Below are 18,798 nucleotides of genomic sequence, written 5' to 3'. Positions count from 1 at the left end.
GACTTAAGTCAGCCTTACGAATAGATTCTTGTTGCAATGATGATGAACAATCGGCTTGATTGCGCATCGCGTATGATAATTTCGGTTTCAAACTTTGCTTTCGCAAACGGTTCTTTCAATTTTTTCTTGACGATTTCCTCCGATTCGGAGGGAGCCTCGCCTGTGACCTTATACACCCATTCGAGCAATCGGCTCTTCGGCATCGCCACAGGCAGGACGATCAACCTGCCTCTGTCCATGAGACATCTTCGCGCCTCTGCCAATGCGCGCGGGTCGAAGATGTATTCCGATGGGAAGGTTGAGACGATGGTATCGAATGATCCGCTCGCGAAGGGGAGGTGTTGCGCCAGCCCGCGCGTGAGATTTGCGTTGCCATTCGTGTTGCGCCGCGCGAGACGAGTCATCTGAGGCGACTCGTCGATTCCTACGGCGAACCAGCCGTCCCGTCGTAAGAGGCGTTGCAAGTGTCCAGGTCCGTAGCCGAGTTCGAGAATCCGAGTCCCTTCGATGAGAGGGAGAATCTCCCGCGTCCAGTCCTTCCAGCGATTGAATGAAACAGCCGCGGCGACGAGGTCGTACGTGAATGCAAACTGGTGGTAGAGAAGTTTGAAGAAAAGACGGAGGAGCGCTTTCATAATAGATCTCTTGCGAAAGTCATTTCTGCCACAGAGAACACAGAGAAAATGAGTATTTCTCAAAGGTCTCTGTGGACTCTGTGGCTACGCTAGAGATACTTATGCGAGAGGTCAAATAAAACGAGGGCTTGGTTGCGCCAAACCCTCGTCTCATTGTTTCGGTGAAACTTACGCGGCGGCTTCTTCGCCTTCGGACTTTTTGCCTTTGCGAAGCGAGTCGACGGCAGATTTGCCGCGCTCGCGCGCATCGTCGTAGATGGCTTTGCCGCGTTCGCGGGCGGTGTTGTACATTTCACCGCCGCGTTCGCGCACTTGCCTGGCAAGTTCATCGGCGCGGGCGCGGGCTTCGGCGGCGGCGGCTTCGGCGCGGGCGAGCGCTTCTTCCGTGGTGTGCTGGGCGCGATCTCGCAGTTCAATGGACTTGTCCTTGATCAACGCGCGGGTCTCTTCGCCGGATTGCGGGGCAAAGAGCAGGGATACGACTGCGCCGGTGAGTCCACCGACGATGAAGCCTACGAGAAAGGCTCCGAATTCATCACGATCAGACATGGTAACCTCCTTGGGGTTAGCAGTTAAGTTTCGTCCTGAGCGGAGAACTGGGTGATATTCCCAGTTCGTAGTCGAAGGACGTATTGCCAGAAAATGCGCTTCGACTTCGTTTCACTCCGCTCAGCGCGGATTTCTATTTTTTCTTAAGTCCCATCAATTCTAACATACGGTATAAGCCCGCGAGATAGCCGTTGAGTTGGACGACAGGCTCGACGACATTCTCACCGAGGAACTCTGCCGTGCCGCGCAGGTTGTTGACCGTTTCGCTGGTGGCTTTGAGGATGGGGCGCACCTCGTTTTGCAGAAGGTTGATCAGGCTGGCGAGTTGGACGATCAGCACGATGAGCGCGACTCCGATGACAAGCGATTCAAGCGCGACCACGATGATGAACACGTCGCGGATGCGATCGGTGGGCGTTGAGGGCTGCATCAGGGCGATGATGGCGGCGACGAGTCCGACCAGAATGATGACCGCGCCAATAATCACGCCGATCATCAGGCGTTTCATCTGCTTCTCCTGTTCGATCTGTTCAGGAGTGCGCGGAGTGGGTTCGGGGTTTGTTGGCGGAGTTGTCATAATCAAATTATAGCATTGTTATTTACGGATGATCGTCACGCAAGTTGCTGGAAAGCGGCTCTCTGATTCCAAACCTGCGAGTGATTGCTACATTCCAAGTAGTTTCATCTCGTGACGGATGAGCGTTCCCCAGCCTTCGCGGAAGGGACGTTGTGTCAGTCCCAGTTCGCGTTTGGCTTTACTGCTGTCGCCCCAATAGGTCACGCCCGCAAGGGAGCGCAGGGCGTCCGGGGAATAGATTTCAGGCATGAATCTTGCTATGGGCATTACAAGCACAGAGAGTATCTTCATCAATTGATACGGCGCGATTGTCGGCATTTTCACGCCTGCGATCTCGCACGTAAATTTATAGACTTCCACAAGCGTGTGCGGTTCGCCCGCGATGATGTATGTTTCGCCGATCTTGCCCTTCTCCATCATGAGGATGTGTCCGCGCGCGGTGTCTTCTATGTGGTCGTAGCACACGCCGAATTTCGTTGGGATCACAGGAAACTTCCCTTGTAAGAGATCTCGTATGCCATTTCCCATGGGAGATTTATCGTCAGGTCCGTAAATGCCTCCGGGCATGGCGATGACCAATGGTAGTCCTTTTGCGATGAAGTCTTTTGCGATTTCGTGCGCGGCGGCTTTTGTGCGATCGTACTGGGTGAGATGTTTGCCAGTGAAGCGATACGTCTCGTCTACGATCTTTCCTTTGGTATCGGAGTTGACCGCGCAGGTGCTGGTGTACACGCCCTTTGGGATTTTCAATTCCCGCATCAACTCGAGGACGTTGCGCGTGCCATGCACGTTGATGTTGTAGCCGTCCTGCTTGTCTTTCGCCTTTGCCGAATATTTGTACCAGCCCGCCACATGGAACACGCCGTCCACGCCTGTCATCGCCTCGCGCATGGACTCTTTGTCGGTCACATCACCTTTGTGCAGTTTGACGCCGAGCTTTTCCATCCATTTTGCTTTTTGCGGGTCACGCACAACAGCGCGGACGTTATGCCCTGCTTTGACGAGTTGCCGAACGATCTCGCCGCCCACAAAACCTGTCGCGCCTGTAATGAAATATTTCATTGAAAGTTATCCTCGTTGCAAATCTGTAACCTGCGGCAATTGCAACCGACCTTGACCTTTCGTTGCTTCCGCAGTATTATACCACGAACCGACCGTTCGGTAGGGAAAATCATGACACGAGACGAACTCATCGAAACCGCCGCGCAGGTCTTTCGTCAGAAAGGCTATCATGGCGCGTCCATGGAAGATATTGCCGCCGCCGTGCATCTACGCAAGGCGAGCCTGTATCACCATTTTTCATCCAAGCAGGAAATTCTGCTCGAAATTTTAGACCGCGCCCTGCAATTGCTCCTCGACAAGATTTCCGCCATCACCGAACAAACTATTTCCGCCGACAAGAAACTGCGGTTGATGATCCGACAATATCTGCAGATCCTGGCAGAGAATGTGGACCTCGCCGCAGTTTTGCTTTTTGAACACCGCGCCCTCGAGCGCAGGCAACATGCGCGTCATATTCCCAGCCGCGATAAATTCGAATCGCTCTGGAAAGATGTGATTGCCGAGGGCGTGAGCAAGAAAATTTTCAAATGTGACGACCCGCCAATGGCTGTCCGCGCGTTGCTGGGGCAATTGAATTGGACGATCACGTGGTACTCGCCCGACGGCGACAAATCCATCGAAGAGATCGCCGACGAATATTCCAACTTGTTGCTGAACGGATTGTTGAAATGAACGCATCGTTCGCCACCTTTGAGTCTGCGGGCGGTGCAAGAATCTTTCGCCTTCCGCTTCAAGTCTTCCCGAATTTTTGGGCGTATGCGTATGTTGTTCAACACGCTCACGAAACGTATCTCATTGATGCTGGCTCGGGGACAGACACCTCGCACGAAGATTTGCTGAACGGACTCAAGCAAGCGGGACTCGCTCCATCTGATTTAACTCACATCCTTTTGACTCACGCGCACATTGACCACTACGGCGGACTCTCCAAATTGAAACCGCTTACGAACGCGGTCATCGGATGTCACGAATTGGATGTGCAAACCGTGGCGCATCACGATTCAGACCTTGCGTTGATGAGTACCCGCGTCGCCTCTTTCCTGACGTCGGCTGGACTCGCTGAAGAGACGCGTGATTCGCTCCTCGGCATTTACCGCTTCACGAAGAGCCTCTATCAATCCGTTCCCGTGGACTTGACATACGAGTCGCAAAACATGCGAGTCGGTCCATTTGAGATGATCCATTTGCCAGGACATTGCGCGGGTCACGTGGCGATGCGGCTGGACGATGTCGTCTTCTGCGGCGACATGGTCGTGGAAGGCGTCACTCCGCATTTGTTCCCAGAAACCATCGGCGCATACAACGGACTGAGTCACTACCTCGACTCGCTTGAGAGATTGCAGGCTTGGGCAAACGGAACGCGTTTGATCTTGAACGGTCACGACGAAGTCATCACGAACCTCCCCGAAAAAATTGACGCGACACATAGAAATATCCTCCGCCGCATGAGCAAGGCTGTGGATGCGCTTGCGGAGCCGCTCACTGTCGCCGAAATTTCCGTGGCGGTGTATGGCAAAGCGGAGGGATATAGCCAATTGCTCGTCGTTGAAAAGACAGGCGCGTACGTTGAATATTTCTACGAGCATGACATGATTGAAGTGGTCAACGCCGATGAAGTGGAGCAGGGATTGCCGCCGATGTATCGCAGAATGGGCGGCGAAGATGTTTTGTTGAAGGAATTGGAAAGAAACGTAAACAAGGAAACAGGTATACAGGTAGACATGTAGACACGTGTGTACTTGTTTACTTGTCTACCTGTTTACCTCTGTACCCCGAAAGGAAATCCATGTACTCATTCGACCCGACTGAAGAACAACAGATGCTCATGGACGCGGTGAAGAAATACGCCGAAAACGATCTGCGTCCCGCCGCGCATGATGCGGAGGAGAGCAACGAACTGCCGAAGAAACTGATCAGCAAAGGCTGGGAACTTGGACTCTTGCAAGCCTCGATTCCCGAATCCTATGGCGGATTTGGTGAACGCAGTGCAATAACTGGCGCGCTGGCAATCGAAGAGATGGCGTTCGGCGACCTGGCTGGCACGCTGGCGGTGATGACTCCGAGTCTGTTTGCGACGCCGATTCTGCTGGCGGGCAGTGAAGAGCAGAAGAAGGAATACCTGCCGAAGATCGTTGCGGGCGAGTGGAGTCCGTTCACTGCCGCGTTGATTGAGTATGCTTTTGACTTCGACCCGAACGATTTGAAGACGACAGCGACGCTTCAGGGCGAGAATTATGTTCTCAACGGCGAGAAGGCGTTTGTCCCGTTTGCGAGGGGAGCCGAATCCATGCTCGTGTACGCGAATCTCGATGGGCAGAGTCAAGCCTTCATCGTCGGAAAAGAAGCGGCGGGGTTGTCCATCGGCGAGGAGCGCGAGAAGTTGATGAGTCTCAACGCGCTGCCGATGTATCGCGTCAAGTTGGAGGATGTGAAAGTCCCTGTTGCGAATCGACTCGGCGGCGCGGCGGGTCACGATTTTGATGTCCTGCTCGCTTCGATGCGAATCGCCAATGCCGCGACAGCTGTCGGCGTTGCGAATGCCGCGTTTGAATATTCGATGAACTATGCAAAAGAGCGCGAGGCGTTCGGCGTGAAGATCGCGCAGAAGCAAGCCATCGCGTTCATGCTCGCCGAGATGCGGACGGAGATCGAAGCGATGCGTTTGCTCACGTGGGAAGCCGCGTGGAAGTTGGACCAAAGACGCGAAGGCGCGAGCAACGAAGCGTATCTCGCATCCACTGGCGCGGCGGATATGGCGATGATGGTCACCGACCGCGCTGTGCAAATTCTCGGCGGACATGGCTACATCCGCGAACATCCTGTTGAGATGTGGATGAGGAATGGACGCGGATTCGCAATGTTCACCGGACTTGCAATCGTATAAAACTACTTTCCACTTTCTACTCGCCCATGATGGAAAGTAGAAAGTGGAATCTGGAGGAATCATGCCAATCGAATTTGAAGCGCCGAAACCAATTACCAACGCGCAGTTTGTGTTGAAAACTGTCGCCGAGGAGATGATGCGACCGAAGTCGCGTTACTTCGACGAGCACGAACACGAGATTCCCTGGGACTACATCGAGTTCATGCACTCTGCCATGAAAGCGATGGGCGGAAGTTCGCTCGCGCCGAAAGAAAATGGAAACGGCAAAGATGCTGAAAAAGAAAAGCGACCGCCGATCGGATATCAATTGATCGCCGCGCAGTTGGAGGCGTTGTCGTGGGGTGACGTGGGGATGTATCACTGTTTACCAGGCGGCGGACTCGGCGCGGCGGCGGTTCACTCCGCAGGGACGGCTGATCAGCGTGCGAAATTTTTATCACGCTTCAACGGGGACAAACCCACGTTCGCGGCGATGTGCATCACCGAGGCGGGCGCAGGCTCGGACAATTCCGCCATCCGCATGCGCGCGGTGTTGGACGAAAAGACCAACGAATGGGTGATCAACGGCGAGAAGATCTTCGTCACTGGCGGCGACAAGTCGTTCACCGAATATGAAAAACTCGGGCGCGGCTTCATCGTCGTGTGGGCTTCGATTGATCCCTCGGCGGGGCGGGCAGGGATGCGGGCGTTCGTCGTCGAGGGCGGGACAAAGGGTGTGAAGGTCGTCAAGTTGGAACACAAGATGGGAATCCGAGTCAGCGACACGGCGGCGATCTCGCTCGTGGACGCAAGAGTCCCATTCGAGAATATTCTTGGAAGTCCCACCGTCGAGAAGAACATGGCGGGATTCAAAAAGGCGATGGCGACGTTCGATGCGACTCGTCCCCTCGTCGCCGCGACAGGCGTCGGCGTGGCAAGAGCCGCTCTCGATTTCCTGAAAGAGAAACTCGCCGAGAGCGGAGTCAAAATCCGTTATGGGTTGCCGCGTCAGAAATTGACGTCCATCGAACGGGATGTGATTGACATGGAGATCATGCTCAAGTCGTCGTGGCTGATGGTCATCAAGGCGACGTGGATGGCGGACAACAAAAAGCCGAACGCGCTCGAGGCTTCGATGAGCAAGGTGAAGGCAGGCGATGTGACGACGAAGATCACGCAGAAGGTCGTCGAGATTTTGGGTCCGCTTGGGTACAGCCGCGAGTTCCTCGCCGAGAAGTGGATGCGCGACGCGAAGATCACAGATATTTACGAGGGGACGGGGCAGATCAATCGTCTCGTGGTGGCGAGGCAGATATTGGGGTATTCGGGAGCGGAGTTGAGGTGAGTGGTAATTGGTAAATAGTAATTGGAGAATTGAGAGAATTGGAGAATTGAGATTAGAGATTGGAGACTTGTGTACTCGGTGGTTGAGCGCAGGCGGTCGAAACCACAGGTAAGCATACATAATTTCGTTGGATGATTTGTTTTGGTTCGTGTTGTTTGAGCGCAAGCAATCAAAACTCCGAAGGAGTGAAATGATGATAGATTTTCATGATACAGGCTCGTCAACCCCGAAGGGGTGTCATAGCGTTCTGTGAAAATTTATATCATCCCTTCGGGATTTGGTGATGTTTTGCTCCATTTCTATAATTCTGTCATCCCTTCGGGATTGAACGCGTGTAAGGTAAGTTTGGTAATCAAGTTTGTCTTTTGAATAGTGGTGGTCTCGACCACCAAAGCATGATTGAAACGAGGTGATTATGAAATATCAAATTCACAAAGCAGTAGTCATCGGCGCGGGGACGATGGGGGCGGCGATTGCGGCGCATTTGGCGAACGCGGGCGTGCCTGTGACGTTGCTGGATATTGCCGCAAAAGATGGCGATAAAAACAAGATCGTGAAAGACGGCTGGGATTGTTGCCTCAAAGCCAAACCTGCCAATTTGATGGCGGACGAGTTGAAGTCGTTGGTGAAATTGGGGAATCTCGACGACGATTTCGGCGCGGTGGGCGAGGCGGATTGGATCGTTGAGGCGATTGTTGAGAATTTGAAGATCAAGCAGGAATTGATGGCTCGCATAGATGAAGTGCGTAAGCCAACGGCGATTGTTTCGACGAACACTTCGGGAATCCCTGTAAATGACATCGCCGAGGGACGCTCGAAGGAATTCAAGAAGCATTTTCTTGGGACGCATTTCTTCAACCCGCCGCGCTATTTGAAGTTGCTGGAAGTCATCCCGACAAAAGACACGGATAAAGCGGTTGTCGAGTTTATCTCTTGGTTCGCCGAATATCGTTTGGGTAAAGGAATCGTGTTGTGCAAGGACACGCCAAACTTCATCGGCAACCGAGTCGCTTTTGGAACGGGCGCGTTTGCGCTGGACTTCTTCTTGAAGAACGACTACACCGTAGATGAAGTGGACGCGCTCACGGGTCCGTTGATGGGACGACCGAAGACGGCGTCCTTCCGCTTGATGGACTTGGTCGGCATTGACGTGTGGGACCTCGTGGGGCGAAATCTTGCGCCGTTGATTCCGCATGACAAGTTGGGGCAGGAATATCTCAATGCCGAAGCGCCGAACAAGTTGATCTCGACTCTCATCGAGCGCAAGTGGCTTGGGAATAAAACCAAAATTGGTTTCTATAAAGAAGTTCGCAACTCTGAAGGTAAAAAAGAATTCTGGTCGCTGGACTTGAAGACTCTCGAACACGTCGCGCCGACGAAGCCGAGATTCGAATCGGTCAAAGCGGCGAAAGATGTCGAGGGATTGGGAGACAGGCTGAAGGTCATGCTTGCGCCGTCCCCGAAGGGGGAAGCGGACGACAAAGCGGCGCAGTTAGTCCGCGCGTTGACGTATCAAGGTTTCCAGTATGCGTCGTCCATCATCCCCGAAGTTGCCGATACGGTGAAGCCGATTGACGATGCCGTCCGCTGGGGATTCATGCACGAGGCGGGACCGTTCGAGACGTGGGACATGCTTGGGGTGCGCGAGACAGTCAAACGGATGAAAGAGGCGGGCTATCCTGCGGCGAAGTGGGTCGGCGCGATGTTGAAGAACGGCGTCGAGTCGTTTTATCAATATAAAAATGGTGAGAAGGTTTCTGTGTATGATGCGGCGAAGGGCAAGTATGTCAAGTTGAAAAAACTTGAAAGCGTGGTGATGCTGAGAGGCACGAAAGTTGTTTCGCAAAATGCGGGCGCGACGTTGCGCGATATGGGCGATGGCGTGGCGTGTTTGGAATTTCACACGAAGATGAACTCGCTCGATGAAGATGTGATGAACATGACGGTCGAGACGTTTGAGCGGCTTGAAAATTTTGACGGGCTGGTGATCGGCAACGAAGGCGAAAATTTTAGCGCGGGCGCGAATTTATTTATGATGGTCGTCGGCGCGCAACAAGGCATGTGGGATATGCTCGACGGCGCAGTGCGCAAATTGCAAGACATGAACATGCGGATGCGTTATTCGCCGAAGCCGATCGTCGTTGCGCCTGCGGGGCTTACGCTTGGCGGTGGATGCGAGATCACGATGCACGCCTCGCGCGTGGTTGCCGCGGCGGAAACCTACATCGGACTCGTCGAACTCGGCGTGGGAGTCATCCCTGCGGGCGCGGGCACGAAAGAAATGCTGCGGCGCATCGTCAACCCTGTGATGCGAGTCGAAAATGCCGAGCCGCTCGCCGCGCTGCAAAAAGCGTTTCTGCAAATGGGTCAAGCCAAAGTTGCCACGAGCGCGGAGGAAGCGCGCGGCATGAATATTCTTTTGCCAGCCGATCGCATCGTGATGAATCGCAGTCATCTGCTCGCCGAAGCGAAGAACGAAGTCCTGCACATGATCGCCGCGGGATATAAACCGCCCGCGCCCGAACTCATCTATGTCGCTGGACGCGACGCGCTCGCCGCAATCCGCATCGGCGCGTGGATGTTCAAGGAAGGTCACTACATCACGCAATACGATCATCACGTCGCGGGCAAACTCGCCTACGTGATGTGCGGCGGCGAACTCACGCGCGGTCAATGGGTGAGCGAGCAATATATTCTCGATCTCGAACGCGAAGCGATTCTGTCGCTGTTCGGTGAAGAAAAAACGCAGGCGCGGATGTGGAGTATTTTGCAGACGGGAAAACCACTTAGAAATTAGAAAGTGGAAAGTGGTGGATAGTTTCTACTTTCCACTTTCTACGAAGGAGATTTTATGAAAGACGCTGTAATCGTATCCGCCGTTCGGACTCCCGTCGGCAAAGCCAAACGCGGAGGACTTGCCACGGTTCGTACCGATGAGATGTCTGCCGCGACCATCCAAGCCTTGCTCAAGCGGACGCCGAATCTTGACCCCGCCCAGATCGAGGACGTGGTTATCGGCTGTGCCTTCCCCGAAGGCGAGCAGGGACTCAACATGGCGCGCATGATCGCCTTACGCGCTGGCTTGCCCGACTCTGTCCCCGCTGAGACGATCAATCGTTATTGCGCTTCGGGTGTGCAGTCCATTGCGCATGTGGCGTATGCGATTCAATCGGGACAGATCGAAGTCGGCATCGCGGGCGGAGCAGAGTCCATGACGATGGTGCCGATGGCGGGATTCAAGTTCTCGCCGAATCCATATTTCGCACAAGACCTGCCGCAGTACTACACCAATATGGGACTCACGGCAGAGAATGTCTCGGTCAAGTACGGAGTCAGCCGCGAAGACCAGGACGAGTTTTCGTTGAAGAGCAATCAGAAAGCGGCGAAGGCTGTCAACTCTGGATTGTTCGATCCCGAACTCGTGCCGCTGGATGTTGAAATCACGGAACTCGATGGGAATGAAAAACCCGTCAAAAAGAATTTCACCGTGAAGCGCGACGAAGGTCCGCGCGCGGATACGAGCATGGAAGCGTTATCCAAACTCAAGCCTGTATTCAAAGAAGATGGAGTCGTCACTGCGGGCAACTCGTCGCAAATGTCCGACGGCGCGGCGGCGGTGATGGTCATGTCTGCGGAGAAGGCAAACGCGCTTGGACTCAAGCCGTTGGTGCGATTCGTCTCGTTCGCCGTTGGAGGCGTCCCGCCTGAATTGATGGGGATCGGTCCCATCGTGGCGATACCGAAAACGTTGAAACTCGCGGGGCTGACGCTGAACGATATTGACCTGATAGAATTGAACGAAGCCTTCGCCGCGCAGTCGCTGGCGATCATCCGCACGTTGGAGATTGACGAGAGCAAGGTCAACGTCAACGGCGGCGCGATTGCGCTGGGACATCCGCTGGGATGCACAGGCTCGAAACTCACCACGCAACTCATCTACGAAATGGCTCGCCGTAAATCCAAGTATGGTATGGTGACCATGTGCATCGGCGGCGGCATGGGCGCGGCGGCGGTGTTTGAGAACCTTCAGAACTGAGTCGAATGTCAAAGGTCGAAGGCCGCCGACTTTTGACTTTCGACCTTTGATCACTGAACTAATAAACTAACCAACTACCAAACTAGGAGACTAAACAATGCCCCTCACCGTATCACAACTCATGGAAAAAATGCCTGGCGCGTTCCTGCCTGAAAAGGCACAGGGCGTGAATGCCACCATCCACTTCAAATTCACAGGCGCGGAAGCAGGCGACTGGAACGCGAAGATCGCCGATGGGAAGTGCGACGTGGCGCAAGGCGCTCCCAGCGGCGCGGCGACGATGACGCTCACCGCCGACTCGGAAGATTACGTCAAACTCTTCACAGGCGAATTGGATGGCATGCAAGCCTTCATGCAGGGAAAGTTGAAATTAGGCGGCGATTTGAACCTGGCGATGAAGTTGATGCATATGTTCAAGATCAAGTAAAGATTTTCAGAATCAAAAAAAGACATCCGCGAAAGGATGTCTTTTTGGTTTATGTTTACCGGGCTATTTCATAACCTACCTGCCTGACAGTTTCAAAATGGGACGCTGACACTTGCGCCGAGCGCCAGTGCGGCGTGAACGCTGAAAACGCTGATTCTGATGGACCTTGTAGGGTTCGTAAAAATATAAATTCCTTGTTGAGATGCAGTTCGATTTGCTTGGCAAATCGTGCATCCCGCTCGCAGTGCAACTGCGAGCGAGCAAAAACGCGGGAAGTTATTAATTTACAGACCCTTAGATGGGTTTCACAAAAATCTGCGTCGATCAGCGTTTTTCTGCGTCCAAAAAAACAAACTGTCAGGTGGCTAGTTCATAACAAAGGAAAGACATTTTCTTTTCTCTCTACCGTACATCTGCACCGCTAAGTGTCGCCATGGCGCCATGCGACACCCGCAAAGAACGCTTTTTAACTTGGCGGCCTTAGCGTGCTTTGCGGTAAAAGTCTTCTCATGTACGGTAGAGAATTTCTTTTTAGATAATCCGCCCTCTCGGTAGGTTTCCTCATTCGATTTGCTTTTCAAAACCACCTTCTTGCGGAGGTAAACTTCCGAGCTGATCCTGCGTCTATGCAAACGAGGAAAAATCCATGACCAAAAATATTCTAGCAGTGCTAGCCCACCCCGATGATGAAACCTTCGGTTTGGGCGGCACGTTGGCTCTGTATCACCGAAAAGGAGTTGACACATATTATGTCTGCGCCACGCGCGGCGAGGTCGGCGCGGCGGATGAAGAATTCATGAAAGGCTTCAAAGACACCGCTGAAATGCGTACCGATGAACTGATGCGCGCCGCGAAAATTCTCGGATTGAAAGAAGTGTTCTTTCTAGGCTACCGCGATTCGGGGATGCCCGGCTCGGAAGATAACAAGCATCCCAACGCGCAAGTTGCGCATTCGATCGACGAAGTGGCGGGACGCGTTGTGAAATACATCCGCGAACTTAAGCCCGAAGTTGTCATCACATTCGATCCCATTGGCGGGTACAAACATCCCGACCACATTCACATCCAACGCGCCACAACGCTTGCCTTCGAAAAAGCAAACGACGCGTCTTTCCACCCTGAGGCTGGGGCGCCCTTCAAACCAAGCGCGCTCTACTACCATGTCTTTCCGAAATGGCTTCTCAAATGGTCAGCGCGTTTGATGCCGTTACTTGGAAAAGACCCTCGCAAGTGGGGTCGCAACAAGGATATTGACCTGACGGAGTTGATCGTTGATTTTCCTGTCCATGCCCGGATCAATATTCGTTCGGTGACAGACATCAAGCGCGAAGCGAGCGAGCAACACGCCTCGCAGGGTGGACGTCAGATGCGCCGCGGATTGTTCGGCATCCTTTCGCGCATCCTCGGAGAACATGACGATTACATGCGGGCATATCCTCCTGTAGAGGGGAAGTTTCGCGTAAAAAACGACCTGTTTGAACTGTAAAAAAGATGCAAAGCGGCTGGAACATTTCCAGCCGCTTTTTCGTTCCACGAAAGGCGCTTCAAGGCGTGTTAGAATCGATTAAATCCTATGACTGAAACACCCTTTGAAAAACAATCCGCGCGAAAGATCGATCTCCCTCGTTTGGCAACCATGATGTTGCGTCCGAGCGAAGCGTTCTCGCCTATGGCTTCCGACCGGCAAGGCTCTTGGTTGACTCCGATGCTCATCTTGTCCATTTCGTCGATCCTGGTTGTGATCGTCGTGGGCTACCTCAAAACGCAAGCCTCGCTGAATGGCGTGGTTGAGTTCCCGCCCGATTGGGAGTTTTGGTCGCCGGAAATGCAGGAGAGTTATCTTCAAGCGCAACAGACCTCTCAGGGTCCCTTGGTCAATTACGTTTTGCCGGCGATTGGCGCGTTGATTTTGCTCTGGCTTGGATGGGTGATCTTCGCGGGAATCATGCGGTTGGTTTCGACATTGCTCGGCGGACGCGGCTCGACGCAAAGCGCGTTGAACATCGTTGCCTGGGCGAATGCTCCGTTCATTGTTCGCGATCTATTGCAAGCGTTCTTTATGTTGATCGCGGGGCATGAGATCGCCAGCCCCGGACTTTCGGGATTTGTTCAGCAGGGTTTCATGTATCACTTTCTGGCACGAACCGATATTTTCCTATTTTGGAATATCGCTTTGCTCGGGATCGGTTTTGCAGTGGTGGACGGCTTGCCAAAAGGCAAAGCATTGATGGGCGTGATCGTTGTTGTATTGATCCTCATCGCCATTCAATCGGGCGTAGGCGCGGCAATCGCAAGCTTTGGGTAACATGGGTAAGTCGTTCATTCGCATTGTCGGGTTGAAAAAACATTTCGAGATGGGCGGGCAGATCGTCCGCGCGTTGGATGGGGTGGATGTGCAGATCGAGGAGGGGACGTTCACTGTGGTGATGGGTCCCTCGGGATCGGGAAAGAGCACGCTTCTTTACCTCCTTGGCGGGCTGGATCGCCCAACTTCAGGCGAGATCGCTATTGAGGGCGAACGCCTCGACGAAATGGATGAAAATGCGTTGGCATTGTTTCGCCGCCGCACAATGGGATTCGTCTTTCAATCATTTAACCTGGTGACGAGTATGACCGCGTTGGATAACGTCGCGTTCCCGATGCAATTCGCCGGTGTCGCCCCGTCGCTGAGGCGGGAGCGGGCGCTGGGGTTGTTGAATCAGGTTGGGCTGGGGAATCGAGCCGATCACCGTCCCTCCGAACTTTCGGGCGGGCAACAACAACGCGTCGCGATTGCCCGCGCGCTGGTCAACGATCCCAAATTAATTTTGGCAGACGAGCCGACCGGCAACCTCGATACCACGAGTGGAAGCGCGATCATGCATGTGTTGTCGGATCTGCATAAAGCCGGGCGCACGGTGTTGGTGGTGACGCACGACCCGCGCATGACGCGCTTTGCCACGCACAAGATCCATTTGCTCGATGGTCACGTCGTTAGCGAAGCGGAATACGAAGCCGCCGCGTTGGAAGCGATGAGCGTTGAATAACTTTTACGTGCAGGAAAAAATGAAAAATAAAATTTCTCGGTTTACATCCATCATCGTGTTGATCTCGTTGGCGTTTTCGTTCAGCGCTGGCGGGTATTTTGACGTATTTGCTCAGGCTACGGAGCCACCTACAGGAACGTCTACTGCTTCCACACCGATAACCCCAACTACTGCTGTTCCAACCACTGCTGTTCCAACCACTGCTGTCCCAACCACTGCTGTCCCAACTTCTACCAATACGCCGCTTCCATTTGTCCGCCCCCAGATGGTGGTCAAGGCAACAGCGACAAAGGGGAGCGTTCAAACGAATGCCGAATTCAAGTTGAGCATCGAGCTCCAAAACGCAGGGACGGCAACCGCTTACAGCACGCAAGCCGTCCTTTCCTCCACTGATCTCGTGCCACTTAAAAATGGTGGCGTGTCTGTTTTGGGAACTGTAGATGCCGGTAACAACGCCAATCTGGCGCAGACCTTTTTAGTCAGCGGTCAAATTTACGGACAGCAGATCGTCGTCGTCGATCTCACGCTCACGTATTACGACAGCTCAGGCGCATCGTATTCGGATAAATTCACGCTCTCGATCACCGCAACCGGCGGCGTCTCCAGCGGAGTTGCGGCGGCAACGTCCACGCCCACAGGCGTGAAGAGTTCGCAGTTGGTGATCACCGGCTACTCAACAGACATTGATCCGCTTCAACCCGGCGAACAGTTTGCCCTCAAGTTGAACGTTCAAAATGTAGGGAATGCCAAAGCCCAGCGCATCACCATGATCGTGGGCGGCGGTTCGGGCGGCACCTCCGGCGGGACTCCGCAACCCGGCGGGGTCTCGGGTGGCGGAGGAGATTTTGCGAACTTCGCGCCAGTCGGCGCTTCGAATGTGCAATCGCTGGGAGATCTCGGCGCGGGCGGTGCGATCGAGGCGACGCAAAGTCTCATCGTCAACGTGTCCACGAATCCCGGCGCCTACCCGATGAAAATTTCATTTTCATATCTCAACGATAAGAACGAAGTGGTCAACGACGAGCAGGTGATCACCTTGCTTGTTCACAGCCTGCCGAATCTGGATGTAAGTTTTTACCAACCGCCCGGCGTGTTGTTCACCGGTCAGCCCGGACCTCTGCCGATTCAAATCGTCAACGTGGGCAGGCGTTCTGCGGTGCTGGGAAATGTGAAGATCGAATCGGATTCCGGTTTCCTCGAAGGCAACACGGGACTCGTCGGTTCGCTCGACTTGGGGGCGTTCTTCACCATCGACGCGTTATTCACGCCCGAGCAGGCAGGGACGAACGAACTCACCGTCACCATCGAATACGTGGACGATTTCAATAAACCGCGCACGATCGTCAAGACCCTCGAAGTTGAAGTGGAGGAGATGGTCATCGAAGAACCGACCGTTGACCCGAACAACGGAGGCGTCGAAGAGCCAGCCGCAGAAACATTCTGGCAAAAGGTAAAACGATTCATCCTCGGTCTTCTTGGTTTGGATAGTTCGCCGCCAGCAGGCGTCGAATCGGCTCCGCTTGAGGAGGGCGCCGTCATCGAAGAAGGCGTTCCCGCTGGTGGCGGCGGCGGAGGCAAGGGCGGTCCGTGAATTTTCTCGATCTGCTTCGTCTTGTTGTTGGAAATTTGAGCCGCCGCAAAGCGCGCGTCGCGTTAACCGCTGTAGGCGTGGTCATCGGCACCGCGGCGGTGGTGATCCTTGTTTCGTTGGCAGTCGGATTGCAACAAACAGCCACCGAGCAGTTATACGGCATCGGCGACTTGACGCAGATTCAAGTGAGTCCCTCGTACGGCGGTGAAGGCGTCTACGTTGAAGCAGGCGGAGGCGGGGGAGGAGGCGGAGGTTTTCCCGCGTCGGATGAGGTGAAACTGCTGACCAATTCCGTGTTGGAGGAATTTCGCGCCATCCCCGGGGTTGAATCCGTCATTCCGCGCGAGTATATAATGTCTGGCGCGTTGATGAAATTTCAAAAGATGGAATCGTATGTCAACGTGATCGGCATCGGCACAGACGATGTCGCCGACCTGGGCGATACAGCCGAGCAAGGCACAACAGAACTAGGTCGCGGGAGAATCGTGATCGGCGTTACCGTCCCGCAAAGTTTTTACGACCCGAATGTTCGGCCGGGGCAGGAGATTCCGCCTCCGCCAGATTTATTCGACCAGCAAGTGCAGATGATCGTTTTCAAATATGACGCCAATGGGAACGAAATCCGCAAGAACATTGCTTTGCGCGTGACGGGCGTGCTAAAAGAAACGCGCGGCGAATCCGATTTTACGGTATACATGCCGCTCGAACAGGTAAAACTGCTCAACGAGTGGTCGCAGAGCCGCCGCTTCAACTATAACAAAGACGGCTACGGCATGGTCATCGTCAAAGTTGGCGACGTGGATAAAGTGATCGAGATCGCCGACCAGATCACAGCGATGGGCTTTCAAGCATTTACGCCGCAATCGTTCCTTGAAGGCATCAATAATTTTTTCATCGCTCTTCAGATCATTTTCGGCGGCGTTGGCGCGATCGCGTTGCTTGTCGCGGCGATCGGCATCGCCAACACGATGGCGATGTCGATCCTTGAGCGCACGCGCGAGATCGGTTTGATGAAAGCGGTCGGCGCGACGAACCGCGATGTGCTTGCCATCTTTTTGGGCGAAGCGGCGGGCATCGGGTTTCTTGGCGGGCTGGGCGGCGTGATCATTGGCTGGCTTGCTTCGCAAGGGATCAATGTGCTTGCGAGTGTTTATCTCGCCAATCAAGCCGGCGAGCAGGGAGGCGCGCCGCTGAGCATTGCGGTGTCTACCCCGCTTTGGTTGCCCATCTTCGCGCTCGTGTTTTCAACCCTGGTGGGGATGTTCTCTGGACTCTATCCCGCCCTGCGAGCCGCGACGATGATCCCCGTGCTGGCGCTCAAATACGAATAGCGCTTCGCCCCGCCTTACATCTGGGTCGCCTCTCCTCCGCATTCCCACTATGGCTTTACCAAAGTAGGTTGACAAAGAGCAAAAAGTAGATCCTTCTCGGTACAATTGCGAGTAGAGACAAGCAAAAAGACCGAGGAGGATCTAAAATGGAGTATAGCACAGGCAAAGTTGAACGAGAGTTCAGTGCGGAGGGCTTTGAGTATGAACGCGGGAGTGTGTATGAACGGTTCTGTCAGTTAACGGATGTTCGGAAGGCCAAGGGGAAGCGTTACCGTCTGGAAACTGTGCTGATGATCATTGTGCTGGCAAAGTTGTGTGGCAGTGATCGACCGATGGAAATTGCGGATTGGGCCAGCAACCATCAGGAGCAGCTTGTGAAGTTATTGCGTCTGGAGCGACCCAGCCTGCCGCATTACAATACGTATCGTCGGATCATGGCACACGTGGTCTATCAGGAAGAGATCGAGAGGTTGGTGGGGGAATACAACCAGGGTGGTGCGCACGGGGAAGTGTATGCGCTGGATGGGAAGGCGGTGCGCGGCATGCGCAAGAAGGATGAAGAGGCGGGAGAATATTTGTTGAGTGTCTATGATGTGGAACAGGCAAAAGTACTGTCGCAGGTGGAAGTGGGTCGCAAAGAAAATGAAATCACGAAAGCCTCCAAAGCCCTACACCCTGTGGAAATCTCACACAAAGTGGTCACCGCAGATGCGATTCACACTCAAAGAGCCCTAGCCACTCAGATTGTGAGCCAAGGCGGCGACTATGTTCTGCCAGTCAAGGAAAATCAATTGCACTTATACCAACACATTCAGCAACTCTTTGCCCCTGAATATCCGAAGCCTGGTTTTGGGAAAATCCAGACCGATTTCCTCACGGCTCAAAAAGTCAACAAAGGGCATGGCCGCCTTGAAACTCGCACGATGACCACCAGTGAAATGCTCAACCCCTATTCGACTTGGCCGGGTCTGGCGCAAGTCTACCGTTTGGAACGTCAATTCCAATGGTGGCGTTCTGGACGCTGCTACCGTACTTCCCATGAAATCGAATTCGGCATTACCAGTTTGACCCGTACCCAAGCCACTCCCGCCCGCCTCTTGCATATTCGCCGCGCCCATTGGGGCATTGAGACCGGGTTGCATTATCGCAGAGATGTCACTTTCAAAGAAGATGCTACTCGCATGACTGTCGGCAATACTGGAAAAGTCATGGCCTCCCTCAACAATCTTGTTTTGGCTCTCATTCGACAGGCTAAATTTCATAATGCCGCTCACGCCCGTCGCTGGTTTGCCGCGCACATCTCACAAGCCTTTGCCCTACTCACCACACCTTTTTCTCTACTTTGGTAAAGCCATA

The 18,798-nt window shown here is 53.9% G+C and carries 17 protein-coding genes; 13 read left to right on the top strand and 4 right to left on the bottom strand.

Annotation, left to right across the window (positions count from 1 at the left end; all coding sequences use genetic code 11):
- Positions 1-14: 14 nt before the first annotated feature.
- The 4 genes from AC16KF_RS01180 to AC16KF_RS01165 form a co-directional block, all read right to left on the bottom strand.
- Positions 15-635 carry a class I SAM-dependent methyltransferase gene (locus tag AC16KF_RS01180; RefSeq protein ID WP_484035452.1) on the bottom strand — a complete coding sequence of 207 codons (621 nt, stop codon included), beginning with the start codon at positions 633-635 and terminating at the stop codon, positions 15-17.
- Positions 636-803: 168 nt separating this feature from the next.
- Positions 804-1,184, bottom strand: coding sequence for a YtxH domain-containing protein (locus AC16KF_RS01175; RefSeq protein ID WP_484035451.1), 381 nt, complete (start codon positions 1,182-1,184; stop codon positions 804-806).
- 133 nt (positions 1,185-1,317) lie between these two features.
- On the bottom strand, positions 1,318-1,761 hold the full coding sequence (locus AC16KF_RS01170; protein WP_484035450.1) for a hypothetical protein: 444 nt from the start codon (positions 1,759-1,761) through the stop codon (positions 1,318-1,320).
- A gap of 87 nt (positions 1,762-1,848) precedes the next feature.
- Positions 1,849-2,823: an NAD-dependent epimerase/dehydratase family protein gene (locus AC16KF_RS01165; RefSeq protein ID WP_484035449.1), complete on the bottom strand. Its 975-nt coding sequence runs from the start codon at positions 2,821-2,823 to the stop codon at positions 1,849-1,851.
- Between the two features lie 111 nt (positions 2,824-2,934).
- Between AC16KF_RS01165 and AC16KF_RS01160 the strand changes: the two genes are divergently transcribed.
- The 13 genes from AC16KF_RS01160 to AC16KF_RS01100 all read left to right on the top strand — a co-directional run bounded on the left by AC16KF_RS01160 (position 2,935) and on the right by AC16KF_RS01100 (position 18,791).
- On the top strand, positions 2,935-3,495 hold the full coding sequence (locus AC16KF_RS01160; RefSeq protein WP_484035448.1) for a TetR/AcrR family transcriptional regulator: 561 nt from the start codon (positions 2,935-2,937) through the stop codon (positions 3,493-3,495).
- On the top strand, positions 3,492-4,550 hold the full coding sequence (locus AC16KF_RS01155) for an MBL fold metallo-hydrolase (RefSeq protein WP_484035447.1): 1,059 nt from the start codon (positions 3,492-3,494) through the stop codon (positions 4,548-4,550). Before AC16KF_RS01160 ends, AC16KF_RS01155 begins: the two co-directional genes overlap by 4 nt.
- Positions 4,551-4,609: 59 nt before the next feature.
- The gene (locus AC16KF_RS01150; protein WP_484035446.1) at positions 4,610-5,707 is read left to right on the top strand and encodes an acyl-CoA dehydrogenase family protein; all 1,098 of its coding nucleotides are present in this window, start codon (positions 4,610-4,612) and stop codon (positions 5,705-5,707) included.
- A gap of 61 nt (positions 5,708-5,768) precedes the next feature.
- A complete protein-coding gene (locus AC16KF_RS01145) occupies positions 5,769-7,031 on the top strand; it encodes an acyl-CoA dehydrogenase family protein (protein WP_484035445.1) in 1,263 nt (420 codons plus the stop codon).
- Between the two features lie 415 nt (positions 7,032-7,446).
- The gene (locus tag AC16KF_RS01140) at positions 7,447-9,828 is read left to right on the top strand and encodes a 3-hydroxyacyl-CoA dehydrogenase/enoyl-CoA hydratase family protein (RefSeq protein WP_484035444.1); all 2,382 of its coding nucleotides are present in this window, start codon (positions 7,447-7,449) and stop codon (positions 9,826-9,828) included.
- A 54-nt stretch (positions 9,829-9,882) separates the two neighbouring features.
- A complete protein-coding gene (locus AC16KF_RS01135; RefSeq protein WP_484035443.1) occupies positions 9,883-11,067 on the top strand; it encodes an acetyl-CoA C-acyltransferase in 1,185 nt (394 codons plus the stop codon).
- Between the two features lie 97 nt (positions 11,068-11,164).
- Positions 11,165-11,494 carry an SCP2 sterol-binding domain-containing protein gene (locus tag AC16KF_RS01130; RefSeq protein ID WP_484035442.1) on the top strand — a complete coding sequence of 110 codons (330 nt, stop codon included), beginning with the start codon at positions 11,165-11,167 and terminating at the stop codon, positions 11,492-11,494.
- Positions 11,495-12,140: 646 nt separating this feature from the next.
- On the top strand, positions 12,141-12,980 hold the full coding sequence (locus AC16KF_RS01125; RefSeq protein ID WP_484035441.1) for a PIG-L deacetylase family protein: 840 nt from the start codon (positions 12,141-12,143) through the stop codon (positions 12,978-12,980).
- Between the two features lie 87 nt (positions 12,981-13,067).
- The gene (locus AC16KF_RS01120; protein ID WP_484035440.1) at positions 13,068-13,799 is read left to right on the top strand and encodes a Yip1 family protein; all 732 of its coding nucleotides are present in this window, start codon (positions 13,068-13,070) and stop codon (positions 13,797-13,799) included.
- A 1-nt stretch (position 13,800) separates the two neighbouring features.
- Positions 13,801-14,520 (top strand): ABC transporter ATP-binding protein, encoded by a 720-nt coding sequence (locus tag AC16KF_RS01115; protein ID WP_484035439.1) that lies wholly within the window; start codon positions 13,801-13,803, stop codon positions 14,518-14,520.
- Positions 14,521-14,539: 19 nt separating this feature from the next.
- A complete protein-coding gene (locus AC16KF_RS01110; RefSeq protein WP_484035438.1) occupies positions 14,540-16,111 on the top strand; it encodes a COG1361 S-layer family protein in 1,572 nt (523 codons plus the stop codon).
- Positions 16,108-17,442: an ABC transporter permease gene (locus tag AC16KF_RS01105; RefSeq protein ID WP_484035437.1), complete on the top strand. Its 1,335-nt coding sequence runs from the start codon at positions 16,108-16,110 to the stop codon at positions 17,440-17,442. The genes AC16KF_RS01110 and AC16KF_RS01105 overlap by 4 nt, the downstream gene beginning before the upstream one ends.
- A 146-nt stretch (positions 17,443-17,588) precedes the next feature.
- The gene (locus tag AC16KF_RS01100; protein WP_484035436.1) at positions 17,589-18,791 is read left to right on the top strand and encodes an ISAs1 family transposase; all 1,203 of its coding nucleotides are present in this window, start codon (positions 17,589-17,591) and stop codon (positions 18,789-18,791) included.
- Positions 18,792-18,798 lie beyond the last annotated feature (7 nt).

Source organism: Candidatus Defluviilinea gracilis, assembly GCF_057138825.1.
Note: the sequence above shows the minus strand (reverse complement) of the source record. Positions and strands in the feature narration are given on the sequence as shown.

Excerpts from the sequence above, each read along its gene's own strand:
- AC16KF_RS01180 (WP_484035452.1), bottom strand. The coding sequence starts at position 635 with ATGAAAGCGCTCCTCCGTCTTTTCTTCAAACTTCTCTACCACCAGTTT.
- AC16KF_RS01175 (WP_484035451.1), bottom strand. The coding sequence starts at position 1,184 with ATGTCTGATCGTGATGAATTCGGAGCCTTTCTCGTAGGCTTCATCGTC.
- AC16KF_RS01170 (WP_484035450.1), bottom strand. The coding sequence starts at position 1,761 with ATGACAACTCCGCCAACAAACCCCGAACCCACTCCGCGCACTCCTGAA.
- AC16KF_RS01165 (WP_484035449.1), bottom strand. The coding sequence starts at position 2,823 with ATGAAATATTTCATTACAGGCGCGACAGGTTTTGTGGGCGGCGAGATC.
- AC16KF_RS01160 (WP_484035448.1), top strand. The coding sequence starts at position 2,935 with ATGACACGAGACGAACTCATCGAAACCGCCGCGCAGGTCTTTCGTCAG.
- AC16KF_RS01155 (WP_484035447.1), top strand. The coding sequence starts at position 3,492 with ATGAACGCATCGTTCGCCACCTTTGAGTCTGCGGGCGGTGCAAGAATC.
- AC16KF_RS01150 (WP_484035446.1), top strand. The coding sequence starts at position 4,610 with ATGTACTCATTCGACCCGACTGAAGAACAACAGATGCTCATGGACGCG.
- AC16KF_RS01145 (WP_484035445.1), top strand. The coding sequence starts at position 5,769 with ATGCCAATCGAATTTGAAGCGCCGAAACCAATTACCAACGCGCAGTTT.
- AC16KF_RS01140 (WP_484035444.1), top strand. The coding sequence starts at position 7,447 with ATGAAATATCAAATTCACAAAGCAGTAGTCATCGGCGCGGGGACGATG.
- AC16KF_RS01135 (WP_484035443.1), top strand. The coding sequence starts at position 9,883 with ATGAAAGACGCTGTAATCGTATCCGCCGTTCGGACTCCCGTCGGCAAA.
- AC16KF_RS01130 (WP_484035442.1), top strand. The coding sequence starts at position 11,165 with ATGCCCCTCACCGTATCACAACTCATGGAAAAAATGCCTGGCGCGTTC.
- AC16KF_RS01125 (WP_484035441.1), top strand. The coding sequence starts at position 12,141 with ATGACCAAAAATATTCTAGCAGTGCTAGCCCACCCCGATGATGAAACC.
- AC16KF_RS01120 (WP_484035440.1), top strand. The coding sequence starts at position 13,068 with ATGACTGAAACACCCTTTGAAAAACAATCCGCGCGAAAGATCGATCTC.
- AC16KF_RS01115 (WP_484035439.1), top strand. The coding sequence starts at position 13,801 with ATGGGTAAGTCGTTCATTCGCATTGTCGGGTTGAAAAAACATTTCGAG.
- AC16KF_RS01110 (WP_484035438.1), top strand. The coding sequence starts at position 14,540 with ATGAAAAATAAAATTTCTCGGTTTACATCCATCATCGTGTTGATCTCG.
- AC16KF_RS01100 (WP_484035436.1), top strand. The coding sequence starts at position 17,589 with ATGGAGTATAGCACAGGCAAAGTTGAACGAGAGTTCAGTGCGGAGGGC.